Origin of the sequence: Mycobacterium asiaticum (assembly GCF_001673365.1) — a bacterium.
Classification (GTDB): domain Bacteria; phylum Actinomycetota; class Actinomycetes; order Mycobacteriales; family Mycobacteriaceae; genus Mycobacterium; species Mycobacterium asiaticum_A.
In genome coordinates this window covers 20,690-39,931 of sequence record NZ_LZLS01000050.1, presented here as the reverse complement: position 1 = coordinate 39,931, position 19,242 = coordinate 20,690, and the positions used below count along the sequence as shown (strand labels likewise).

Here is a 19,242-nt window from a genome sequence, read left to right as displayed (position 1 = left end):
GTAACGTACCAAGCCGAAGTTTTCCCTATGTACTCGTTTTGACAATATTGACAAAACTTCTACGGCGGGGTGAGACTGCGGCCATGGTGTCGCTCATCGCCCACGCTGTCCTCGGTATCGCCGTCATCTTGTGGATCGTCAAATCAAATCCGGCGGTTTATGCCAGACCGGCCAACGGTCCCGCGTTCTCCACGCTCGAAATCGTGTACTACGTCGTCGGCGTCGCCTCGATCGCCTTGGGCTGGTACTTCAACATCCGGTTCGTGCAGGGCTACGCGCCACACGGGATAACCGGGATGCACAACCCGATCTGGGGTCCGGGCAGCTGGACGCAGTACATCCAGTTGATGTACACCAACCCGGCCGCGGGATCGGCGAGCCAGGACTACACGATCGCCAATGTCATTCTGCTGCCGCTGTTTTCGATAGTCGACGGCTATCGGCGCGGTTTCAAGCGGCCCTGGCTGTTCTTCGTCAGCAGCCTGTTCACCAGCTTCGCGTTCGCGTTCGCGTTCTACTTCGCCACCATCGAGCGCCAGCACCGCCACGAGCGTGCCGCGGCGTCGGCGGCACCGGCTTCGGCGGCCTCGAAGACCCGCGCCTAAGCGCTGCGGTAATCGCTGTTCGGGCCCTGGTAGTGATAGGTCTGGTTTCCGCCGCGCCGTTTGGCGACGTACATCGCGTTGTCGGCCGACGAGATCAGTTCGTTGAGCGCGGCACGGGTGTCCAGGGCTGGCGGTACCCGCCAACCCGCGTCGGCAATGGCCGTGCCGAGGCTCGCGGTTATCTGGAACGGCAAGGCGGCAATGGCGTCGCAGAGCCGCTGCGCCCGCAAGTTCACCTCGGCGGGATCCCAGATGTCGGCAATCACGAACTCTTCACCGCCCACGCGGCCCAGGACTGCGGTGTCGTCGGTGTACTCCTGCAAGGCGTGGGCCACCGCCACCAACGCATCATCGCCGGCACCGTGCCCGAACCGGTCGTTGAGTTGCTTGAAGCGGTCCAGATCGATCACGCTGATCACCAGGTGACCCGCCAGAGGGCGGCCGGATTCCAGGTGCTGCTTGGCGCGCAGATGAAATGCCCGCCGGTTCAGCAGGCCGGTGAGTTGATCGCGTTCGGCGCGCATCGCATCGATGCCCAGCACGTGCGCCACGGCCTGAATACCGAACGGCACTGCGAGATTGAGCGTGATCACCAGCGTGTAGGCGCACGCCGACGTGAGCACTCCATGCACGTCCGCGACGCGCTTGGACTCGACGACACCGACCGCCGCGGCAACCACGAAGTTGTACAGCATCAGTGGGGCGGCGTGAAACAGCGCGATATAGCCGGCCATCGTGGCGAATGCCGTGCATGCCAACATCGCCACGAGGGGGTTGCCCTGGGCCAGCACGCCCACCGCGATGCTGGCGTTGGCAAGCAGGGTGAAGCCGATTGCCTGGCCGCGGGTCGGCCAGCGCAGCGCCCACAGCAGCGCGCCGAGTGCGGCGCCACCGGCCGCGGCCAGCGCGGCTCCCTGCTGCAGGGCACCGCGCGGTCCGGTCTCGCTCCACAGCGTCACGAGAATGACGCCGGCCAACGCCGCACCTATGAATGCGATCGACGCGCGGGTGCGCCCGGCCATCCCGCGCGCGTGCAAAAGGGAATCGAGCTGGTCGTAGTGATCCGGCTGCCGCCACCACAGACCGAGCCACCCCATCGCATTCACCTCCCCGGTGCTGCGACAAATACTAGTTCAGCTAGGTATCTGCGGCTCTAGGCCTGATCGGGCATTTCAGGCCGGTTCGATCACCTCGGTGCCGACGTAGGGCACCAGCGCCGCCGGGACGCGGACACTGCCGTCGGGCTGCTGATGGTTTTCCAAGATCGACACCAGCCAGCGGGTGGTGCCCAGCGTGCCATTGAGGGTGGCCGCAATTTGCGGCTTGCCATTGGCGTCCCGGTAGCGCGTGGCCAGCCGGCGCGCCTGGAACGTCGTGCAGTTCGAGGTCGAGGTCAGCTCGCGGTAGGCGGCCTGGGTCGGAACCCATGCTTCGCAGTCGAACTTGCGCGCGGCTGAGGAGCCGAGATCGCCGGCGGCCACGTCGATCACCCGGTAGGGCACCTCGATGTGCGCGAGCATCTCGCGCTGCCAGCCCAGCAGCCGCTGGTGTTCGGCCTCGGCATCTTCGGGACGGCAGTAGACGAAGCCTTCCACCTTGTCGAACTGATGCACCCGGATGATGCCGCGGGTGTCCTTGCCGTAGCTGCCGGCCTCCCGGCGAAAGCACGACGACCAGCCCGCATACCGCAGGGGGCCGTCCGATAAGTCCAGGACTTCGTTGGAGTGATAACCCGCCAACGGCACCTCGGAGGTGCCGACCAGGTAAAGGTCGTCGGCTTCGAGGCGGTAGACCTCGTCGGCGTGCGCGCCCAGGAAGCCGGTGCCCGACATCACTTCCGGTCGCACCAGCACGGGCGGGATCATCGGCACGAAACCGTTCTCGACAGCCACTCGCAGGGCCAACTGCAGCAGACCGAGTTGTAACAGCGCGCCACGGCCGGTCAGGAAGTAGAACCGGGACCCGGACACTTTGGCGCCGCGCTTCATGTCGATCAGCCCGAGCGATTCGCCGAGCTCGAGGTGATCCTTCGGGTCGGTCAGCGCAGGTGGCTCGCCGACGAGTTCGAGGACCGCGAAATCGTTCTCTCCCCCGGCCGGGACCCCGTCGATGATGACGTTCGAAATCGCCATATGGGCCGCCGTGAACGAGGTTTCGGCCGCAACCTGTTCCGCTTCTGCCGCCTTGACCTGCTCGGCGAGATCCTTGGCGCGTTGCAACAGCGCCGGACGCTCCTCGGCAGAGGCTGCACCGACACTCTTGCTGGCCGCCTTCTGGTCGGCGCGCAGCGAATCGGCCGTCGAGATCGCCGCGCGACGCGCGGCATCAGCCGTCAGCAATGCGTCCACCAAGGCTGGGTCTTCGCCGCGGCTGAGTTGGGAGCGTCGTACGGCGTCGGGCTCTTCGCGGAGCAGCTTCAGGTCGATCACGGCGCAAGACTACTTTTGGCGTTGTGGCTGGCTGGCAGGCCACCCGCCCGGTCTCGCCCCGATCTCACCTGAGCATCATTTTTCACGGCACTCGGTCGGCCCTGTCAGAATGGAGCCGATGTTGGACCTGCACAAGAAACACCCGGTACCCGACGACCCCGCCGGTGACGACGCGGAAGAGTCGCCGGCTGTGCCAGCGTCTGAAGAACTGACCGCTGCCGAACCCGCGCTGGTTGCCGACGAAGTGGTCGAGGACGACGCGCCGGCCACCGAAGTAGCGCGCAAGCGATCGGGCGGGTTCCGTTGGCCGCTCGCCCTGCAGGCGTCCGCCACCCGCCGTGCGCTGCTGCTCACCGCGCTGGGTGCGTTGTTGATCGCGGGCCTGGTCACCGCGCTGCCCGTCACCGGTCCCGGACGGCTGGCCGGCTACATCGACGACAACCCGATGCCTAGCACCGGCTCTAAGGGCAACGCCACCTTCGCCCGCGCCGTCAGCGGGGACTGCCTCAACTGGCCGGACGCCACACCGGAGGCGGCCACCATTGTCAGCTGCGCCGACGACCACCGTTTCGAGGTGGCCGAGTCGATCGACATGCGGACCTTCCCGGGATCGGAATACGGTCCCAACGCCGCACCTCCCTCGCCGGCCCGCATCCAGCAGATCAACGCCGAGCAGTGTGATCCCGCCGTGCGCCGCTACCTCGGCACCAAGTTCGACCCCAACAGCAAGTTCACCGTGAGCATGCTGTGGGCCGGAGACCGCGCCTGGCGCTCGGCCGGCGAGCGCCGCATGCTGTGCGGACTGCAGCTACCGGGGCCGAACAATGAACAAGTCGCCTTCAAAGGCAAGGTCACCGACATCGACCAGTCCAAAGTCTGGCCCGCCGGTACCTGTCTGGGTATCGACTCGACCACCAACCAGCCGGTCGACGTTCCCGTCGATTGCGCGGCGCCGCACGCCATGGAAGTCACCGGCACCGTCAACCTGGCCGAGAAGTTCCCCACCGCGCTGCCCCCCGAACCCGAGCAGGACGGGTTCATCAAGGACGCGTGCACCAAGATGACGGACGCCTACCTTGCGCCGATCAAGCTGCGCACCACGACGCTCACGCTGATCTACCCCACGGTGTCGCTGCCGAGTTGGTCGGCGGGCAGCCGCGAGGTCGCGTGCAGCATCGGGGCCACGCTAGGCAACGGCGGCTGGGCCACCCTGGTGAACAGCGCCAAAGGGCCGTTGCTCATCAATGGCCAGCCGCCGGTACCGCCGCCCGACATCCCACCGGAACGGCTCACGCTGCCGTCGATTCCGGTGCAGGTGCCGACCCAGCAGCCATCGGCACCCGCCCAACAACAACCGCAGCAACAAACTCCGACCGCTCCGCCGGGCAACCAGCATCTGCCGAATCAGCAGCCGGTGGTGACGCCCACCCGGGCACCGTCGTCGCCGGCTCCGCAAGCACCGCCCGCCCAGGCGCCGCCGGCGGACGGCGGGGCACCGCCACCGGCGCAGGCACCCGAAGGGCCGCCTCCCGGCGAGGCTCCGCCGGGCTAGCCTCGTGCCCGTCCGGATGGACCCGCAGCGGTTCGACGAACTGGTCTCCGACGCACTCGACCTGATCCCGGCCGAGTTGGCGGCGGCCATGGACAACGTCGTGGTGTTGGTCGCCGACCGCCATCCCGCCGAGAGCGGTCTGCTCGGCCTCTACGAAGGAGTGGCCTTAACCGAACGCGACTCTGACTATGCCGGCGCGTTGCCTGACGCGATCACGATCTACCGCGAGGCGCTGTTAGATGTCTGCGAATCACCCGAAGAGGTAGTCGACCAGGTCGCGATCACGGTGATCCACGAGATCGCGCATCACTTCGGAATCGACGACGACAGGCTCGACGAACTGGGTTGGGGCTGAACATTCCGCCAAACATCCCTGATTTGTCGGCAACCGGTGCTAAGAACGGCTTATGAGCACAGGCTGCCGCGACTGCCGGGCAGGCTTAGATCACTGCCACGGCACCATCATTCGTCATTCATTCGGCAGGCCGGAATGTACCGAGCCGGACTGCGTCGCTCCCGAGTTGTTCACCCACGTCTTCGTCGTCGACTGCGAGGTAGTGGGCTGCGTCTGCGCGGAGGCGACCGGCGATCTGTTCCGATCAGCCCATGGGGTCGGTGCTTGACGCGACAGCGTCCGCAACCGGCGTGACATCGGGTTCGGGGTAGAACGGCGGGGTTAGCGCGCCCCACCGCAGGCAACTCCACCGCCCGTCGGTAATCGGCGCCAACACCACCGACTCGGCGTTGTTCAACGGATTGTCCAGCACGAAGCTGCCGTCCACCCCGGCCAACACGGCGGTCGCCAGCCGGATCGCCGCGCCGTGGCTGACCACGACGATGTCGCCGTCCCAGCTGTCGTCGTCCAGATAGCGCATCCGCAGGTCGGTGAGCACCGGCACGTACCGATCCAGCACCTCGTTACCGGTCTCGCCGCCGGGCAGCGCGACATCACGCTCGCCGAGGTGCCAGCGCTTGTAGATGGCGTTGAACTCGGCGACCGCGTCGTCGTCGTTACGGTTTTCCAGTTCGCCGACCTGAACCTCGTGGATGCCGGCCATCTCGTGAGGGGCCACCTTCAGTTCCGTGCCGATCACCTGCGCCGTCTGCGAGGCGCGGACCGCCACCGAGTGCGCCAGGATCGCCGGGCGGCTGTGCCCGCCCCGTGCGAATCCCCGCGCCTGATCGCGGCCCAACGGGGTCAACGCCGCGCCCGGCGGCAGCGTGTCCAACCTGCGCTCGACGTTGCCGAACGACTGTCCATGCCGCAACAGAATCAACCGGCCACTCATTGCTGCCCTTCCCCCCGGTCGCCGCCGGTCCGCAACCGCGCCAGCCAGCTGGAGGCCTCGTCAGACGGTGGCGGCGGCACGCCCGCAATCTCGCCCGTGGACCAAGAACCCAAGTAACGCACCTCTGCACAACGACTGTGCAGCGCCTTGAGTGCCTCGGCCACCGCACCGTCGTCGATGTGACCGACGCAGTCCACGAAGAACCTGTAGGTGCCCAGCCCGGTACGGGTGGGTCGGGATTCGATCCGGGTGAGATCGATGCCACGCATGCCGAACTCGGTCAACGCCAGCAGCAGCGCACCGGGCACATTCTCGAGCCGCAGCACCACCGATGTGCGGTCGGCACCCGTCCGCGCCGGCGGAGGTCCAGGCGGGCCGATCAGGACGAAGCGGGTGCGGGCGTTGGACTCGTCGACCACGCCTTCGGCCAACGCCGTCAAACCCCAGTGCGAGGCGGCCAGTGCGGAGGTCACCGCGGCGTCGACCTGCCCGTGCGCCACCTGCTGCGCGGCGTCCGCGTTGGAGTAGGCCGGCTTGAGTTCGACATCGGGCAGCTGGGCGTTGAGCCACTGCCGCACCTGCGCGGCAGCCACGGGAAACGCCGCCACCGTGCGCACGTCGACCGCGGTGCGGCCGGGTTGAACCGCAATGCTGAACGCAACGTCCAGGGTGGTCTCGGCGAAGACCTGCAGTGGCGATCCGATGGCCAGGCTGTCCAGGGTGGGTGCGAGCGATCCGTCGATCGAGTTCTCGATCGGCGCACAGGCGTAGTCCGCCTTGCCGTCTCGCACCGCGTCCAGTGCGGCGGGCGTGCTGTGCACCGCCAGCCGCTGCACGGCGGCGGGCTGGTGGCCGGGAACCAGTCCGGCGGCGGTCATTTGGAGCAGCGCCGCCTCGGTGAACGTTCCCTCCGGACCGAGATAAGCGATGCGGGCCACGTCCACAACCCTAACGGCGCGTCACTTCCGGGGTGGTCCTTGCTACCGCTTCGTCCCTAAGTTACCTTAGGCTTACCTAAATAGGGAGGTAAGCGTGCTACCGGTCACACATCCGACGCCCACGACTGCAGAACGCATTCGCAGCGCCTGTGCCCGGGCCGGCGGCGCCTTGTTGGCCGTCGACGGTTCAGATCCGGTAGCCACACCCGTGCACCACCTGCTCTACGGCGGCACTTTTGCGGTCGCGGTCCCGGGCGAAGAGTTCGACGGACCGGACTGCGGCACCCAAGCGTTGCTGGAGCTGACCGACTACGCGCCGTTGCCCCTGCGTGAACCCGTCCGCTCGCTGGTTTGGGTGCGCGGCAGGTTGCATCGAATCCCGGCGGGCGCGGTGACCAAGCTGCTCGATCTGATCGCCGCCGAGGACCCCGATCCCGTTCTGCTACAAGTTCACCGACCGAACAGCCCGGCAGACGACGGCGACACTCGCTACACCTTGTTGCGCCTCGAGATCGATTCCGTGGTGGTGACCGACGCAACCGGAGCCGAGCCCGTCAGCGTCGGCGACCTGCTGATGGCCCGGCCGGACCCGTTCTGCGAAGTCGAATCGACGTTGCTGTGGCACCTCTCGACCGCCCACGACGATGTGGTGGCGCGCCTGGTTTCCCGACTGCCCGCGCCGCTGCGTCGCGAGCACGTCCGTCCCCTCGGCCTGGACCGGTACGGCATGCGGTTCCGGGTCGAGGGAAGCGACGGCGACCGCGACATCCGGCTGCCGTTTCACAAGCCCGTCGACGACATGAACGGACTCAGCCAGGCCATTCGCGTTCTGATGGGTTGCCCATTTGTGAACGGGCTGCGCGCGCGGCACTGAGCGTCTGCCGGGGATGCGCCACGTACGTTTATCCGGGTGAACGGGGATCGATCACCAGGACGTCCGGAGTGGCACATACCCCGCCCGTCGGTACCGTCGCCGCCGCGTTCTGAGCAGCCGGAACCATCCCAGGTCATACGTCGCCGCGAGCACCCACCTGCCGCGGCCCCTTCCCGCACCGGAGCCCCACCCCCACGTCCGGCGGCGCCGAAGCCGCGACCGAAGCCGCGCCACAAACGCGGGAAGCGCCGCTGGGTTCGGACGACAGCGTTGAGCCTGTTGGTCGTGCTGCTGCTGGTTACCGCCGGTGTGCTGGGCGGCCTGCTGTGGTTCGACTCGGCGGTGCGCCGGGCAACGGTACTGACCGACTACGCGGACCGGCCCGCGCCCGGCCGCGGCACCAACTGGTTGCTGGTCGGCTCCGATAGTCGCCAGGACCTATCCGCCGAGCAGCAGCAAGACCTGGCGACCGGGGGCGATGTGGGCACCGGCCGTACCGACACGATCATCCTGGTGCACGTCCCGGATTTCGGATCCAGCACGCCGCCCACACTGGTGTCGATACCGCGCGACTCCTACGTGCCGATTCCCGGTCAAGGCAAAGACAAGATCAACGCCGCGTTCGGTATCGGCGGTGCGCCGCTGCTGGTGCAGACGGTGGAGCAAGCCACCGGACTCCGTCTCGACCACTACGCCGAGGTCGGATTCGGCGGATTCGCCGCCCTCGTCGACGCGCTCGGCGGGGTGACGGTGTGCCCGACCGACCCGATTCACGATCCGCTGGCCGGGCTCGATCTGCCCGCCGGCTGCCAGCAGTTGAACGGCCGCAACGCACTGGGCTACGTCCGGACTCGCGCAACCCCCCGCGCGGATCTGGACAGAATGACCCACCAGCGAGAGTTCATGTCGGCGCTACTGCACCGCGCCACCAGCCCGGCGGTATGGCTCAACCCGTGGCGGTGGTACGGCGTACCGCACGCGGCCGCCGCAGCCCTGACCGTCGATCGCGGTGACCACGCATGGGACCTGGCCCGGCTCGGCTGGACTCTGCACGGAGACATCACCGCGATCACCGTGCCGATCGGCGAGTTCACCGACAACGGCGTCGGCTCAGTGGTGGTGTGGGATCACGATGCTGCCCGCGAGCTGTTCGACGCGCTGAACTCTGACGCGGCGGTGCCGTAATTCTTCTGGCCGCGAGCCGAACCTGGCTGCGGTTTTAAGCCGACTTTTTAGTGGTGTGGTTCGGCTCGTGACGCGCAGGCATCCGGCCCGGATCGATACGTCAGCCGCTGTTCTCGCTCGCCTCGCGTTTCTCCAACCACGCCTTGGTGCGGCCGGGGTAGTTGGTAGCGATCCACGCCACCCCGACCTCGCGGCAGAAATCGATGTCGGCGTAGTCGTCGACGGTCCAGCAATACACCGAGCGACCCTGCGCGGCCGAACGGTCCACCAGTTGTGGATAGTCCCGCAGCGCAGCCAGCGAGGGCCCCACCGCGGTGGCACCCACCGCGGTGGCCGCACTGCTGGTGAGGTAGCGGCCCGTCTTGCCGAGCAGCACTGTGGGCAGCATCGGCGCCGAGCGGCGCACCCGCCACACCGCGGCCGCCGAAAATGACATCACCACCGCCCGCGAGCGGTCCGCGGACGGCGGTGCGGCGATGCCGAAGCGGTGCAGCAACGCCAGCAGCTTGTTCTCCACCAGCGAGCCGTACCGCACCGGATGCTTGGTCTCGACGAATATCTTCACCGGCCGGTGCCAGTCGAGCACCAGTGCGACGAGGGCGTCCAGTGTCAGCAGACCGGTGTCGCCGTGCGTGCCGTCCGAACGCCAACTGTCGTGCCAGACGCCGTATTCCAGCTCGCGTAACTCGGCAAGGGTCGTCGTACTGACCGGACCCTCCCCGGTCGAAGTCCGATCCAACCGGCGGTCGTGCACACAGACCAGGTGTCCGTCACTGCTCAGCCGGACGTCGCATTCGACGCCGTCGGCGCCCTCTTTGAGCGCCAGATCGTAGGCAGCCAGGGTGTGCTCCGGGCGCGACGACGACGCACCGCGATGGGCAACCACGAAAGGATGCCCGGCGAGGACCTCATCCGCCCGCGTCATAGGCCTATGCTGCCGGTTCCTGTCCCTCCGACTCAACCGCAGCGGCGGATTGGTTCGGCGCCGGCCGGTCCCGCTCGACGACGAGCCAGCGGTGCGCGGGGCGCTCGACCGGTTTACGTTCGAATCCCTCGAAGACTCGGGCGACCGCGCCGATGGTGACCGCGGCGAGCAGGTATGCGACCACCACCATGATGGTGTTGTTAGCGATGCCCTGAGCATCGCTGGTCAGGCTGGTGAGCAGGGCGAACAGAGAGACCGCATAGCTGGCAATCCAGGTGACCCACCAGATCATGACCGGTTTGCGCACCCGCTCGTAGTGGTCTTCGACCAGCGCGAGTTCGATGACGTACACCGGCGCCATCACCAGGTTGGCGAACGGCAGCAGACAACCGGCCCACAACCTGCGGGCCGTGCGATGTTCCGGCAGTCCGTGGTAGCTGAACGCGGACGCCCGCCGCGCGATCAGCCATTTGATCAGCACCACAAAGCAGCTCAGCAGCGCCGCCAAGACGGCCACACTGGCGGCTATCCCCAGCCAGTCCGCCGCGCCGGCCACCCACGAGTTCAGCAGCGTGTCGCGGTTGTAGATCAACAAGCCGTATCGGGCCGCGTAGACCAGTGCGGCGGCCGCGAGCACCAACTGCGTGGCGAACATCAGCACGCGGACAGTGTCGGCATTCGGGCCGGCCTTGACGGCCGCCTCCGGGGCCGCCGGTATGGGTTGGGGCACCCGGTCGGCCAGGCCCCAACGAGGTATGACGGCGTAGCGGGGGGTGGGACCCAGTGGCCGTCGTACCCGGCGTATCGGAGGTGCGGCGCCCGGACGCACCGCTATCCAGCGAAAACCAGGTGGGAGTCGCGGCGGTGTGCGTGGCATGGCGGGGGGCACCGGCACCCGCGGCGCGGGCGGCGGACTCCATCGGGGACCACCAGCTGGCACGTCGGCCAGCGGTGCCAATAGCGCGCCTCTGCAGCGGGGGCACCACGTGCGCTGCCGGTCGCGCACATTCCATCGCGTGCCGCACTGGGAGCACACCTGAATCACCGGACCAGCCTAGCCGTGCGGTCCAGAGAGACCCCGGAGAGACTGTCCAGAGAGAAGAGACGCGCGGCACGCCTGAGTGGTGGCGGCTTGGGTGTGAAGCGGGCCACATTAGATCAACTAAGTGACGCGGGCCACAGCTAAGAGCGGCTATCCACAATTTCCACAGGTTTATCCACAGCGGGGATAGCCCTTCGGCACAGCCTCTATCGGCCAGATTTGCGGCCGGTTGTGGATAACGTTGCGATAACGAGGCGTAGCAATCGACAGCCTCGCCGTGCTCTGAGCGAAATCGATTGCCGCGACGTTAGTCGCGGCTCGGAGTTATTTTACCCACGGTTGCGGGGGGCCAAACATCTAAAGAGCCACAAAGTTTGACGGGCTTCGCGCGTCGGCGAAGACGTTCGCGATCCGCAGGAACCGACGCCACCGCGCAGCGGTTTAGCCAAGCCCGCGACTTAACGCTATGATCGCGGACACGAGACCTGACTGTGACGCACCTCACGTGTGTCTTGTGCGTGTCGTTCGCGGGTCAGGTGAACGTTCTAGGTGGGAGGAGTTTGATGGCTACACATTCGTTCCGTTCGGGATCAACGCCGTCGAACTCGTACTCAGGATCTCCCGCCTGGAACCAGGCCTACGTCGTGGCATCTCTGCGTGCCGGCCTGATCGCGCTGGCCCTGCTCGCTGTTTTGGCCCTTATCGCGCTGTCCTGATTTCAGCTTGATCCGACCTGGCCCGGGTATACGGGGCGGGTGTCCTGGCATTGGCTCGTCCTTGCGGCATCCGCGGACATGGAGCAGGGTTGAATATGCCAGGTCGCCGCGTGGCGGGACCCCGCTAGTGACACGTCAGACGATCCGCTTATCAAAGGAAGGAAAGCCGTGGCTGAATACACCCTGCCCGACTTGGACTGGGACTATGCAGCTCTTGAGCCGCACATCTCCGGTCAGATCAACGAGATCCACCACAGTAAGCACCACGCCACCTACGTCAAGGGGCTGAACGACGCTGTCGCCAAGCTCGATGAGGCCCGCGCCAAAGGCGACCACTCGGCGATTTTCCTGAACGAGAAGAACCTGGCCTTCCACCTGGGCGGCCACGTCAACCACTCCATCTGGTGGAAGAACCTGTCGCCCGAGGGCGGCGACAAACCCACCGGTGACCTGGCCTCCGCCATCGACGACCAGTTCGGATCGTTCGACAAGTTTCAGGCACAGTTCAGCGCCGCGGCCAACGGGCTGCAGGGCTCGGGTTGGGCTGTGCTCGGATACGACACGCTGGGCGGGCGGCTGCTCACCTTCCAGCTCTACGACCAGCAGGCAAATGTCCCGCTCGGCGTCATTCCGCTGTTGCAGGTCGATATGTGGGAGCACGCCTTCTACTTGCAGTACAAGAACGTCAAAGCCGACTACGTCAAGGCCTTTTGGAATGTGGTCAACTGGGCAGACGTTCAGTCCCGCTACGAAGCGGCCACTTCGAAGACATCGGGTTTGATTTTCCCCTGATTGTCTGATCTCGCAGGACTCGGGCGTCGCGCGACAATGCGCGGCGCCCGTGTCCTTTTGCGGAACCTTTTGATCGCGGGCCGTCCGTATTGCCAATCCGTAACGCTGGCAGCTACCGGCCCGTGTCGACTTGCGTGACGCCAAAAGCCCGCGCATGCTTAATCATTCGGACTACCATTTGTTTCGAGCTACCAGCGTGGTTACTTCGGATGAAGGCGTCACGGAGGGCAAAATGGATGCTGGGTCTGATCGACCTATAGGTGTTGCTCCCTTTCACGCTCGGGGTGCGTTGAAAGGGTTTGTCATTTCCGGACGTTGGCCCGATTCCACCAAAGAGTGGGCTCAATTGTTGATGGTGGCTGTTCGGGTTGCATCATTGCCCGGTTTGCTCTCCACCACAACGGTCTTCGGCGCCCGCGAGGAATTGCCGGACGAGCCGGCCCCGGGAACCGTGGGCCTGGTGCTGGCCGAAGGAACCGTCTTCGGCGAAACGGCTATCCAGCCGGGCTATTTCGCGGATCATCAACCGCCCGCGCTGCTGATGCTGCACCCGCCATCAGAGACCACGCCGTCGCTTCCGGAATGCACCGGCGCGGCGTCGGGATGCGTATTGCTGCCCGGGTTGCCGTATTTGGGTTTGGAGCACCGGGCGGCGTGGGTGGAAGCGGAAGCCGACGGCACCATCACCTCGATGGTGAGCCGCGTCGGCGTCGATCCGATCAGCCATCCCGACACCGCAATTCTGGCGATGCTCCTTGCCGCATAAGCGAATACAAATCAATGTATACGGCTGGCCGAACTCGGCTGTTGCGCTAGCGCGGGCTGAATATCGCGGCTAACGTGGGATTGTCAGCGAAGGGGAGTAGCCCCGAATCGTCGTGTCGACATACTGGCGAAAGCCCGGCCGGCGAACCGATCCAATTGGACGGTGGGTGAGACCTTCGACCGATGTCCGATGTCCGTTTGGCTTCCAAACGGCTATTGGCAACGCGTCGAAAGGTCGATTTTCATGCTCGCCGCCATACTGCTGAGTCTGGGAGTGGTCTTTGTCGCCGAACTAGGCGACCGTTCCCAGCTTCTGACCATGACCTACGCGCTGCGCTATCGCTGGTGGGTGGTGCTGACCGGGGTCGCGATCGCGTCATTCACGGTGCATGGCGTCTCGGTGGCGATAGGCCATTTCCTGGGCGCCACGCTGCCAGCCCGCGCAATGGCCTTCGCCTCGGCGATCGCCTTCCTGATTTTCGCCGCCTGGACGTGGCATGAGGGCGCCGAAAGCGAAGACGAGACGCCGACTCCGCGCAACACGCGGTTCGCCCTACTCACCGTGATCTCCTCGTTCGTGCTGGCCGAGATGAGCGACAAGACCACCCTGGCCACCATCACGTTGGCCAGCGACCAGAACTGGGTTGGCGTGTGGATCGGCTCCACCCTGGGCATGATTCTCGCCGACGGCCTGGCGATCGGTGCGGGGTTGCTGCTGCACCAACGGCTACCCGAGCAACTCCTGCACATGCTGGCCAGCTTGCTGTTCCTCCTTTTCGGCTTGTGGATGTTGTTCGACGGCGCGCTCGGGTGGCGTTGGGTGGCCGTAGGAGTGACTGCAGCGGTCGGCATGGCGGCCGCGACCGCAATCGCGGCGCAAACTCTTCAGCGGCGGCGCAAAGCGGCCGCGCGGGCCCCGAGCTCCGACTGGCAGATACCGAACACCACACATCCGGGACCGACGCGGCGGCTCTGATTGCGACCGGGCCGCAGGCCCGCTGACAGTGCCTCCTCGGTCCTCTTTTGAGTCGTCTCGACGGGCTGCTGCAGCGCCGCCGTTCGGCAGCTGGCGCCGGCGAGGGGATCATCAGCAAAGTGACCAGTGGTCGCTTTTTGGCTGCTCATTCGTTGCCCGCGGCCCCGCTTACCGCCGCTGCGGAGGTCGACAAATCCCGTCGCGACCCATACCGATCGGAGCGTTTTGCGTCCGTTCGCATGACGCATTCTGCGGATAACCTGTGAAATTCAGTCATTTTATGGACACCCGGCCAAATCGTTTGGATGCTCATCGGGGGCGTCCTACCCGGTCGCCCGGCACGCCCATATTGAATACGAGTAGGTTTGCACTTGGTGGTGGCCACGAACAGTGGCTACCATGGTCAGCAAATACCTATAGACAATCGTTTGCTCTTACAGCTCCGGTGGAGGTCATATCGATGAGCACGACGTTCGCTGCCCGCCTGAACCGCCTGTTTGACACGGTGTATCCGCCCGGCAGAGGTGCGCACACCTCTGCCGAGGTGATCGCTGCGCTCAAAGCGGAGGGCATCACGATGTCGGCTCCCTACCTCTCGCAGCTACGTTCCGGCAACCGTACGAACCCGTCGTCAGCGACCATGGCCGCGCTCGCCAACTTCTTCCGGATCAAGCCGGCGTACTTCACCGACGACGATTACTACGAGAAGCTCGACAAGGAACTCGAGTTCTATGCCGTGGTGCACGACGACGGTGTGCGCCGCATCGCGAAAAGGGCCCACGGGTTGCCGGCGGAGGCACAGCAGAAGGTCCTCGACCGGATCGACGAGCTGCGGCGCGCCGAAGGACTCGACGCGTAAGCACCCGCGCCCAGCGGCGGATTCACCCTGGCGGTCTGACCGCCGCTTGCGCGGATTAGGGTTGGCCCAGCGCTCGCGCACACGCACCGCGTCAGTTCACGAGATACCGGGAGGCGGCCGGGAATGGGCCTGTTCGGCAAGCGAAAGAGCCGCGCGACTCGTCGCGCCGAAGCCCGCGCGATCAAGGCCCGCGCGAAGCTGGAAGCCCGGTTGTTGGCCAAGAACGACCGGCGCCGCATCAAGGCCGATCGCAAGGCTGCCGAGAAGGCATTGAGCGCGCAGCTCAAGGCCCAGAAGGACAGCGACAAGACCGCCTTGAAGGTCGCCGAAACAGAGCTCAAGGCGGTGCGCGAAGGCAAGTTGCTCTCCCCCACCCGAATCCGCCGGGTTTTCACGGTCTCCCGGTTGCTGGCACCGGTACTGACGCCGCTGATCTACCGGGCAGCTGTCGCAGCCCGCGGTTTGATCGACCAACGCCGCGCCGACCAGCTCGGCATTCCGTTGGCGCAGATCGGCCAGTTCTCCGGACACGGCGCACGGTTGTCGGCGCGGGTAGCCGGAGCCGAGCAATCGCTGCGGGCGGTGCAGGAAAAGAAACCGAAGGATGCCGAAACCAAGCAGTTCGTCACGGCGATCAGTGAGCGCCTCGGCGACCTGTCCGCGGCCATCACCACCGCGGAGAACATGCCGACCCAGCGACGCCGCGCCGCGCACGCGGCCATCTCGTCCCAGCTCGACGGCATCGAAGGCGACCTGCTCGCCCGCCTGGGCGTCTGATGCTCGCACGGGTACTCATCCGGGTCGGACTGCTGGGTGCGGTCCTGATGCTGACCGCCGTCTTGACCGCCGCCGCTCCCGATCCCGACGCCGAGATGCCCGCCTGGCCGTTCGTGCTGGGAGCCGTTGCCGCGGTCGCCGTCGTCGCTATTTGGTCCGTACGGCGCAGGCCATAGCTCCTGGGCGCCCTGGCATGATGAAACCTAAGTGTTGAGCGACGACCAAGCTGCAAAGGAGCGGCCGCATGGCAGACCCGCAGGATCGGCCCGAGGGCGAACCCGAATCGAAGCCGCCCGCCAAGAAGGCACCCGCCAAGAAGGCCGCAGCCGCTAAACCGGCCAAGAAGGCACCCGCGAAGAAGGCGCCCGCCAAGAAGGCCGCCGCGAAGAAGGCGCCGGCCAAGAAGGCACCTGCGAAGAAGGTCTCCCCACCCGAGCAGCAGCCGCCCGCGCAGCAGCCGCCCGCGCAGCAACCGCCCGCGCAGCAGCCCGCCGACCTGCCCCGGCTCGCCGAAACCAATGGACAGCTTGCTGCGGCGAAAGATGCGGCCGCACAAGCGAAATCGACTGTCGAGCGCGCCAAGAACCCGCTGCCCGCGGAGCCATCCGAGCCGTCTGCGTTGCAATCGCCGGTGCCGTGGGTGGTTGCGGTCACTCTCAGCGTGCTCGCCATGCTGTTGGTCCGGCAACTGCGCCGTCGCTGATCTATGGCCCTGTCCTTTCGACCGACGGCCGATCTCGTCGACGACATCGGCCCCGATGTGCGCAGCTGTGACCTGCAATTCCGCCAGTTCGGCGGCCGCAGCGAGTTCGCCGGGCCGATCACTACGGTCCGCTGCTTTCAGGACAACGCGCTGCTGAAGTCGGTGCTGTCGGAACCGGGCGATGGCGGGGTATTGGTGATCGACGGCGACGGCTCGCTGCACACCGCGTTGGTCGGCGACCTGATTGCCGAGTTGGCACGCGCGAACGGCTGGGTCGGTCTTATCGTCAACGGCGCGGTGCGAGATGCGGCCGCGCTGCGCGGCATCGAGATCGGCATCAAGGCCCTCGGCACTAATCCGCGCAAAAGCACCAAGACCGGTGCCGGCGAACGCGGCGTCGAAATCAGTTTGGGCGGTGTGACATTCGTGTCGGGCCAAGTGGCCTACAGCGACGACGACGGCATTGTCGTCGTCGCAGCAGGAGATTAAACCGATACGGGCGCTGGCTTTTTGGCAAATCGCAGACCTTCGCCGCTAATCTTGCCCCGCCGGATCAGATGGATGTCGCGCAAGTAGTTCTGATTTAGCCGCCACGGTGTGCGCGAACCCTGCTTCGGCAGCTCGTCGAGGGCACGCAGCACGTAGCCGGGAGTGAATTCCATAAACGGGCGTTCTTCGACGTCGGCAGCTGGCTCTTCGACGGTTACCGTGTCAAAGTCGTTGTCGCTCATGTAGTTCAGCAGGCGACAGACGAACTCGGAAACCAAATCCGCCTTCAGCGTCCATGACGCATTGGTGTAACCAACCGTGTAAGCCATGTTGGGGATGCCGGAGAGCATCATGCCCTTGTATGCCGTCGTTCGGGTCAGGTCGACCGGAGCGCCGTCGATGCTGGTGGTGGCGCCGCCGAACAGCTGCAGGTTCAATCCCGTTGCGGTGATTATGATGTCGGCCTGCAGCTCGGCGCCCGAATTCAACCGGATGCCGGTCGGGGTGAACCGCTCGATCGTGTCGGTAACCACGTCGGCCTTTCCGTGCCTGATCGCCCGGAACAGATCGCCGTTGGGCACCAGGCACAGCCGCTGGTCCCACGGGCCGTAATGCGGACCGAAATGCTTTCGCACGTCGTAGTTTTCGGGCAGTTGGGCTTTGACCATACCCATGAACATCTTCCGCATGCGCCGCGGCCATTTCCGGCACGCTCCGTATACCGCCTGCTGCCGCAGTACGTTCTTCCACCGGATGGCCGTATAGGCCGCCCGCTCCGGCAGGAAGCGATTAAGCCTGTCGGCAATGCCGTCCTGTTCGGGCTGCGACACGATGTAGGTGGGTGAGCGCTGCAGCATCGTGACGTGTTCGGCGCCCGAATTCGCCAGTGCCGGAACGAGAGTGACAGCGGTTGCGCCGCTACCGATCACCACCACCTTTTTGCCCTCGTAGTCAAGATCCTCGGGCCAATGCTGGGGGTGTACGACCGGGCCGGTGAATTCTTCGACGCCTTTGAAAGTTGGCGTGAAGCCCTCGTCGTAGTTGTAGTAGCCGCTGCACAGGAAGAGAAATGAGCAGGTGATCGTCAGCGGTGCGCCCTCGCTGTCGATTTGCAGGATCCACCGGTTCTGCGCGCTCGACCAGTCGGCACCGACGACGTTCTGGTTGTACCGGACGTGCTTGTCGATGCCGTACATGGCCGCGGTGCTCTTGACGTATTCGAGGATCGGTTTGCCATCGGCGATGGCTTGGCGTTCCGTCCAGGGACGGAACCGAAATCCGAGGGTGTACATGTCCGAGTCGGACCGAATTCCGGGGTAGCGGAACAGGTCCCAGGTGCCGCCCATATCGGCTCGCTTTTCCAGGATGGCGTAGCTCTTATCCGGGCAGCGGTCCTGTAGATGCCAGGCGGCGCTTACCCCGGAGATGCCGGCGCCCACGATGACAACGTCCAGGTGCTCAGTCATAGCGCCACGTTATCAACGCTGTGTTGAGGCCGCCAACGAAGTGTCGAGCGGCGATGGCGGTTGCAAAGCACCTCGGCGAGGACGGCCACGACGGCTTATCGAGTAGAACCTCGACATGCTGTCGAGTTTCTCGACGCCATGTAGGCTGCCGTGGTGGCCGTCTCCCCCGCGAGCTCCCCCGCGAGCTCCCCCGCGAGCAAAACCTCGCTGCCTCGGGGACGGCGCACCGCCCGACCATCCGGCGACGAGCGCGAGCAAGCGATCCTGGTCACCGCCGAGCAGTTGCTGGAACATCGGCCTCTGGCCGACATCTCGGTCGACGACCTGGCAAAGGGCGCCGGCATTTCTCGCCCCACGTTTTACTTCTACTTCCCGTCAAAGGAAGCTGTGCTGCTCACGTTGCTGGATCGGGTGGTCAACACCGCCGACGCGGCGCTGCAATCCCTGACCGAACGCTTGGCCGAAGACGGCGGCAACAGGTGGCGCACCGCCCTCACGGTGTTCTTCGAGACGTTCGGATCCCATAAGGCAGTGGCCCGGGCCAGCATGGCCGCGCGGGATACGAGTCCCGAACTCCGGGAACTCTGGTCGAGTTTCATGCAGAAATGGATCACCTTCACCGCCTTGGGAATCGACGCCGAACGCAACCGCGGTGCCGCACCGCACACCCTGGCGAGTTATGAGTTGGCGACCGTGCTTAACCTGATGAACGAGCGCGCGATGTTCGCCTCGTTAGCCGCCGAGCAGCCCTCGGTTCCTGAATCGCGCGTCCTGGACGCCCTCGTGCACGTTTGGGTGAGCAGCATCTACGGCGAGCAACGCTAGGACTGTCTGGCCGCTTGGCGCACTCATGTCGGAGG

22 protein-coding genes and 1 pseudogene are annotated in these 19,242 nt (G+C 65.7%); 16 read left to right on the top strand and 7 right to left on the bottom strand.

What is annotated here, in order from left to right:
• Positions 1–83: 83 nt before the first annotated feature.
• Positions 84–605: a DUF2834 domain-containing protein gene (locus tag A5634_RS05725; RefSeq protein ID WP_065143110.1), complete on the top strand. Its 522-nt coding sequence runs from the start codon at positions 84–86 to the stop codon at positions 603–605.
• Here the strand turns inward: A5634_RS05725 and A5634_RS05720 are convergent.
• Positions 602–1,702, bottom strand: coding sequence for a GGDEF domain-containing protein (locus tag A5634_RS05720; RefSeq protein ID WP_065143109.1), 1,101 nt, complete (start codon positions 1,700–1,702; stop codon positions 602–604). The genes A5634_RS05725 and A5634_RS05720 overlap by 4 nt on opposite strands.
• Positions 1,703–1,777: 75 nt before the next feature.
• On the bottom strand, positions 1,778–3,034 hold the full coding sequence (gene serS, locus A5634_RS05715) for a serine--tRNA ligase (RefSeq protein ID WP_065143108.1): 1,257 nt from the start codon (positions 3,032–3,034) through the stop codon (positions 1,778–1,780).
• Positions 3,035–3,143: 109 nt separating this feature from the next.
• Here serS and A5634_RS05710 point away from each other — a divergent pair, with 109 nt between their 5' ends.
• The 3 genes and pseudogenes from A5634_RS05710 (at position 3,144) to A5634_RS29215 (ending at position 5,209) form a co-directional block, all read left to right on the top strand.
• On the top strand, positions 3,144–4,586 hold the full coding sequence (locus A5634_RS05710) for a septum formation family protein (RefSeq protein ID WP_437339946.1): 1,443 nt from the start codon (positions 3,144–3,146) through the stop codon (positions 4,584–4,586).
• A 4-nt stretch (positions 4,587–4,590) separates the two neighbouring features.
• Positions 4,591–4,997, top strand: a pseudogene (locus A5634_RS05705) (metallopeptidase family protein).
• Positions 4,994–5,209 carry a hypothetical protein gene (locus A5634_RS29215; RefSeq protein WP_081290220.1) on the top strand — a complete coding sequence of 72 codons (216 nt, stop codon included), beginning with the start codon at positions 4,994–4,996 and terminating at the stop codon, positions 5,207–5,209. The pseudogene A5634_RS05705 and the gene A5634_RS29215 overlap by 4 nt, the downstream one beginning before the upstream one ends.
• Here the strand turns inward: A5634_RS29215 and A5634_RS05700 are convergent.
• Positions 5,186–5,875, bottom strand: coding sequence for a histidine phosphatase family protein (locus A5634_RS05700; protein ID WP_065143106.1), 690 nt, complete (start codon positions 5,873–5,875; stop codon positions 5,186–5,188). The genes A5634_RS29215 and A5634_RS05700 overlap by 24 nt on opposite strands.
• Positions 5,872–6,813 carry a prephenate dehydratase gene (gene pheA / locus A5634_RS05695; protein ID WP_065143127.1) on the bottom strand — a complete coding sequence of 314 codons (942 nt, stop codon included), beginning with the start codon at positions 6,811–6,813 and terminating at the stop codon, positions 5,872–5,874. Before pheA ends, A5634_RS05700 begins: the two co-directional genes overlap by 4 nt.
• Before the next feature lie 94 nt (positions 6,814–6,907).
• On the opposite strand from pheA, the gene A5634_RS05690 reads away from it, so the two are divergent.
• Positions 6,908–7,687: a DUF2470 domain-containing protein gene (locus A5634_RS05690; RefSeq protein ID WP_065143105.1), complete on the top strand. Its 780-nt coding sequence runs from the start codon at positions 6,908–6,910 to the stop codon at positions 7,685–7,687.
• A gap of 36 nt (positions 7,688–7,723) precedes the next feature.
• Positions 7,724–8,872: an LCP family protein gene (locus A5634_RS28890; protein WP_065143104.1), complete on the top strand. Its 1,149-nt coding sequence runs from the start codon at positions 7,724–7,726 to the stop codon at positions 8,870–8,872.
• 100 nt (positions 8,873–8,972) lie between these two features.
• Here A5634_RS28890 and A5634_RS05680 read toward each other — a convergent pair whose 3' ends face one another.
• Together A5634_RS05680 and A5634_RS05675 are read right to left on the bottom strand one after the other, a co-directional pair.
• Positions 8,973–9,797, bottom strand: a complete 825-nt coding sequence (locus A5634_RS05680) for a glycerophosphodiester phosphodiesterase (RefSeq protein WP_065143103.1) — start codon at positions 9,795–9,797, stop codon at positions 8,973–8,975.
• Positions 9,798–9,801: 4 nt separating this feature from the next.
• Entirely contained in the window at positions 9,802–10,842 is a 1,041-nt protein-coding gene (locus tag A5634_RS05675) for a DUF4328 domain-containing protein (protein ID WP_081290219.1), read from the bottom strand.
• A 560-nt stretch (positions 10,843–11,402) separates the two neighbouring features.
• Here A5634_RS05675 and A5634_RS28575 point away from each other — a divergent pair.
• The 9 genes from A5634_RS28575 (at position 11,403) to rraA (ending at position 16,916) form a co-directional block, all read left to right on the top strand.
• Positions 11,403–11,555: a hypothetical protein gene (locus A5634_RS28575; protein WP_172831630.1), complete on the top strand. Its 153-nt coding sequence runs from the start codon at positions 11,403–11,405 to the stop codon at positions 11,553–11,555.
• A 168-nt stretch (positions 11,556–11,723) separates the two neighbouring features.
• Positions 11,724–12,347 carry a superoxide dismutase gene (locus A5634_RS05670; RefSeq protein WP_065143102.1) on the top strand — a complete coding sequence of 208 codons (624 nt, stop codon included), beginning with the start codon at positions 11,724–11,726 and terminating at the stop codon, positions 12,345–12,347.
• 232 nt (positions 12,348–12,579) lie between these two features.
• Positions 12,580–13,113 carry a peptidase gene (locus A5634_RS05665; RefSeq protein WP_065143125.1) on the top strand — a complete coding sequence of 178 codons (534 nt, stop codon included), beginning with the start codon at positions 12,580–12,582 and terminating at the stop codon, positions 13,111–13,113.
• Between the two features lie 243 nt (positions 13,114–13,356).
• A complete protein-coding gene (locus tag A5634_RS05660; protein WP_065143124.1) occupies positions 13,357–14,088 on the top strand; it encodes a TMEM165/GDT1 family protein in 732 nt (243 codons plus the stop codon).
• A 460-nt stretch (positions 14,089–14,548) separates the two neighbouring features.
• Positions 14,549–14,947 carry a helix-turn-helix transcriptional regulator gene (locus A5634_RS05655; protein WP_065143101.1) on the top strand — a complete coding sequence of 133 codons (399 nt, stop codon included), beginning with the start codon at positions 14,549–14,551 and terminating at the stop codon, positions 14,945–14,947.
• A gap of 123 nt (positions 14,948–15,070) precedes the next feature.
• Positions 15,071–15,724: a DUF6474 family protein gene (locus A5634_RS05650; RefSeq protein ID WP_065143100.1), complete on the top strand. Its 654-nt coding sequence runs from the start codon at positions 15,071–15,073 to the stop codon at positions 15,722–15,724.
• Positions 15,724–15,900, top strand: a complete 177-nt coding sequence (locus A5634_RS28020) for a hypothetical protein (RefSeq protein WP_155769375.1) — start codon at positions 15,724–15,726, stop codon at positions 15,898–15,900. The genes A5634_RS05650 and A5634_RS28020 overlap by 1 nt, the downstream gene beginning before the upstream one ends.
• A gap of 68 nt (positions 15,901–15,968) precedes the next feature.
• The gene (locus A5634_RS30275) at positions 15,969–16,427 is read left to right on the top strand and encodes an Rv3852 family protein (protein WP_065143099.1); all 459 of its coding nucleotides are present in this window, start codon (positions 15,969–15,971) and stop codon (positions 16,425–16,427) included.
• Positions 16,428–16,430: 3 nt separating this feature from the next.
• The gene (gene rraA / locus A5634_RS05640; RefSeq protein ID WP_065143098.1) at positions 16,431–16,916 is read left to right on the top strand and encodes a ribonuclease E activity regulator RraA; all 486 of its coding nucleotides are present in this window, start codon (positions 16,431–16,433) and stop codon (positions 16,914–16,916) included.
• On the opposite strand, the gene A5634_RS05635 is transcribed toward rraA, so the two are convergent.
• On the bottom strand, positions 16,913–18,382 hold the full coding sequence (locus tag A5634_RS05635) for a flavin-containing monooxygenase (protein ID WP_065143097.1): 1,470 nt from the start codon (positions 18,380–18,382) through the stop codon (positions 16,913–16,915). The two genes, rraA and A5634_RS05635, sit on opposite strands and share 4 nt — an antisense overlap.
• Before the next feature lie 153 nt (positions 18,383–18,535).
• On the opposite strand from A5634_RS05635, the gene A5634_RS05630 reads away from it, so the two are divergent.
• On the top strand, positions 18,536–19,207 hold the full coding sequence (locus A5634_RS05630) for a TetR/AcrR family transcriptional regulator (protein ID WP_065143123.1): 672 nt from the start codon (positions 18,536–18,538) through the stop codon (positions 19,205–19,207).
• Positions 19,208–19,242 lie beyond the last annotated feature (35 nt).

Coding starts and splice junctions, on each gene's coding strand:
- A5634_RS05725 (WP_065143110.1), top strand. CDS start 84: ATGGTGTCGCTCATCGCCCACGCTGTCCTCGGTATCGCCGTCATCTTG.
- A5634_RS05720 (WP_065143109.1), bottom strand. CDS start 1,702: ATGGGGTGGCTCGGTCTGTGGTGGCGGCAGCCGGATCACTACGACCAG.
- A5634_RS05710 (WP_437339946.1), top strand. CDS start 3,144: ATGGAGCCGATGTTGGACCTGCACAAGAAACACCCGGTACCCGACGAC.
- A5634_RS29215 (WP_081290220.1), top strand. CDS start 4,994: ATGAGCACAGGCTGCCGCGACTGCCGGGCAGGCTTAGATCACTGCCAC.
- A5634_RS05700 (WP_065143106.1), bottom strand. CDS start 5,875: ATGAGTGGCCGGTTGATTCTGTTGCGGCATGGACAGTCGTTCGGCAAC.
- A5634_RS05680 (WP_065143103.1), bottom strand. CDS start 9,797: ATGACGCGGGCGGATGAGGTCCTCGCCGGGCATCCTTTCGTGGTTGCC.
- A5634_RS28575 (WP_172831630.1), top strand. CDS start 11,403: ATGGCTACACATTCGTTCCGTTCGGGATCAACGCCGTCGAACTCGTAC.
- A5634_RS05665 (WP_065143125.1), top strand. CDS start 12,580: ATGGATGCTGGGTCTGATCGACCTATAGGTGTTGCTCCCTTTCACGCT.
- A5634_RS05660 (WP_065143124.1), top strand. CDS start 13,357: ATGCTCGCCGCCATACTGCTGAGTCTGGGAGTGGTCTTTGTCGCCGAA.
- A5634_RS05655 (WP_065143101.1), top strand. CDS start 14,549: ATGAGCACGACGTTCGCTGCCCGCCTGAACCGCCTGTTTGACACGGTG.
- A5634_RS05650 (WP_065143100.1), top strand. CDS start 15,071: ATGGGCCTGTTCGGCAAGCGAAAGAGCCGCGCGACTCGTCGCGCCGAA.
- A5634_RS28020 (WP_155769375.1), top strand. CDS start 15,724: ATGCTCGCACGGGTACTCATCCGGGTCGGACTGCTGGGTGCGGTCCTG.
- A5634_RS30275 (WP_065143099.1), top strand. CDS start 15,969: ATGGCAGACCCGCAGGATCGGCCCGAGGGCGAACCCGAATCGAAGCCG.
- rraA (WP_065143098.1), top strand. CDS start 16,431: ATGGCCCTGTCCTTTCGACCGACGGCCGATCTCGTCGACGACATCGGC.
- A5634_RS05635 (WP_065143097.1), bottom strand. CDS start 18,382: ATGACTGAGCACCTGGACGTTGTCATCGTGGGCGCCGGCATCTCCGGG.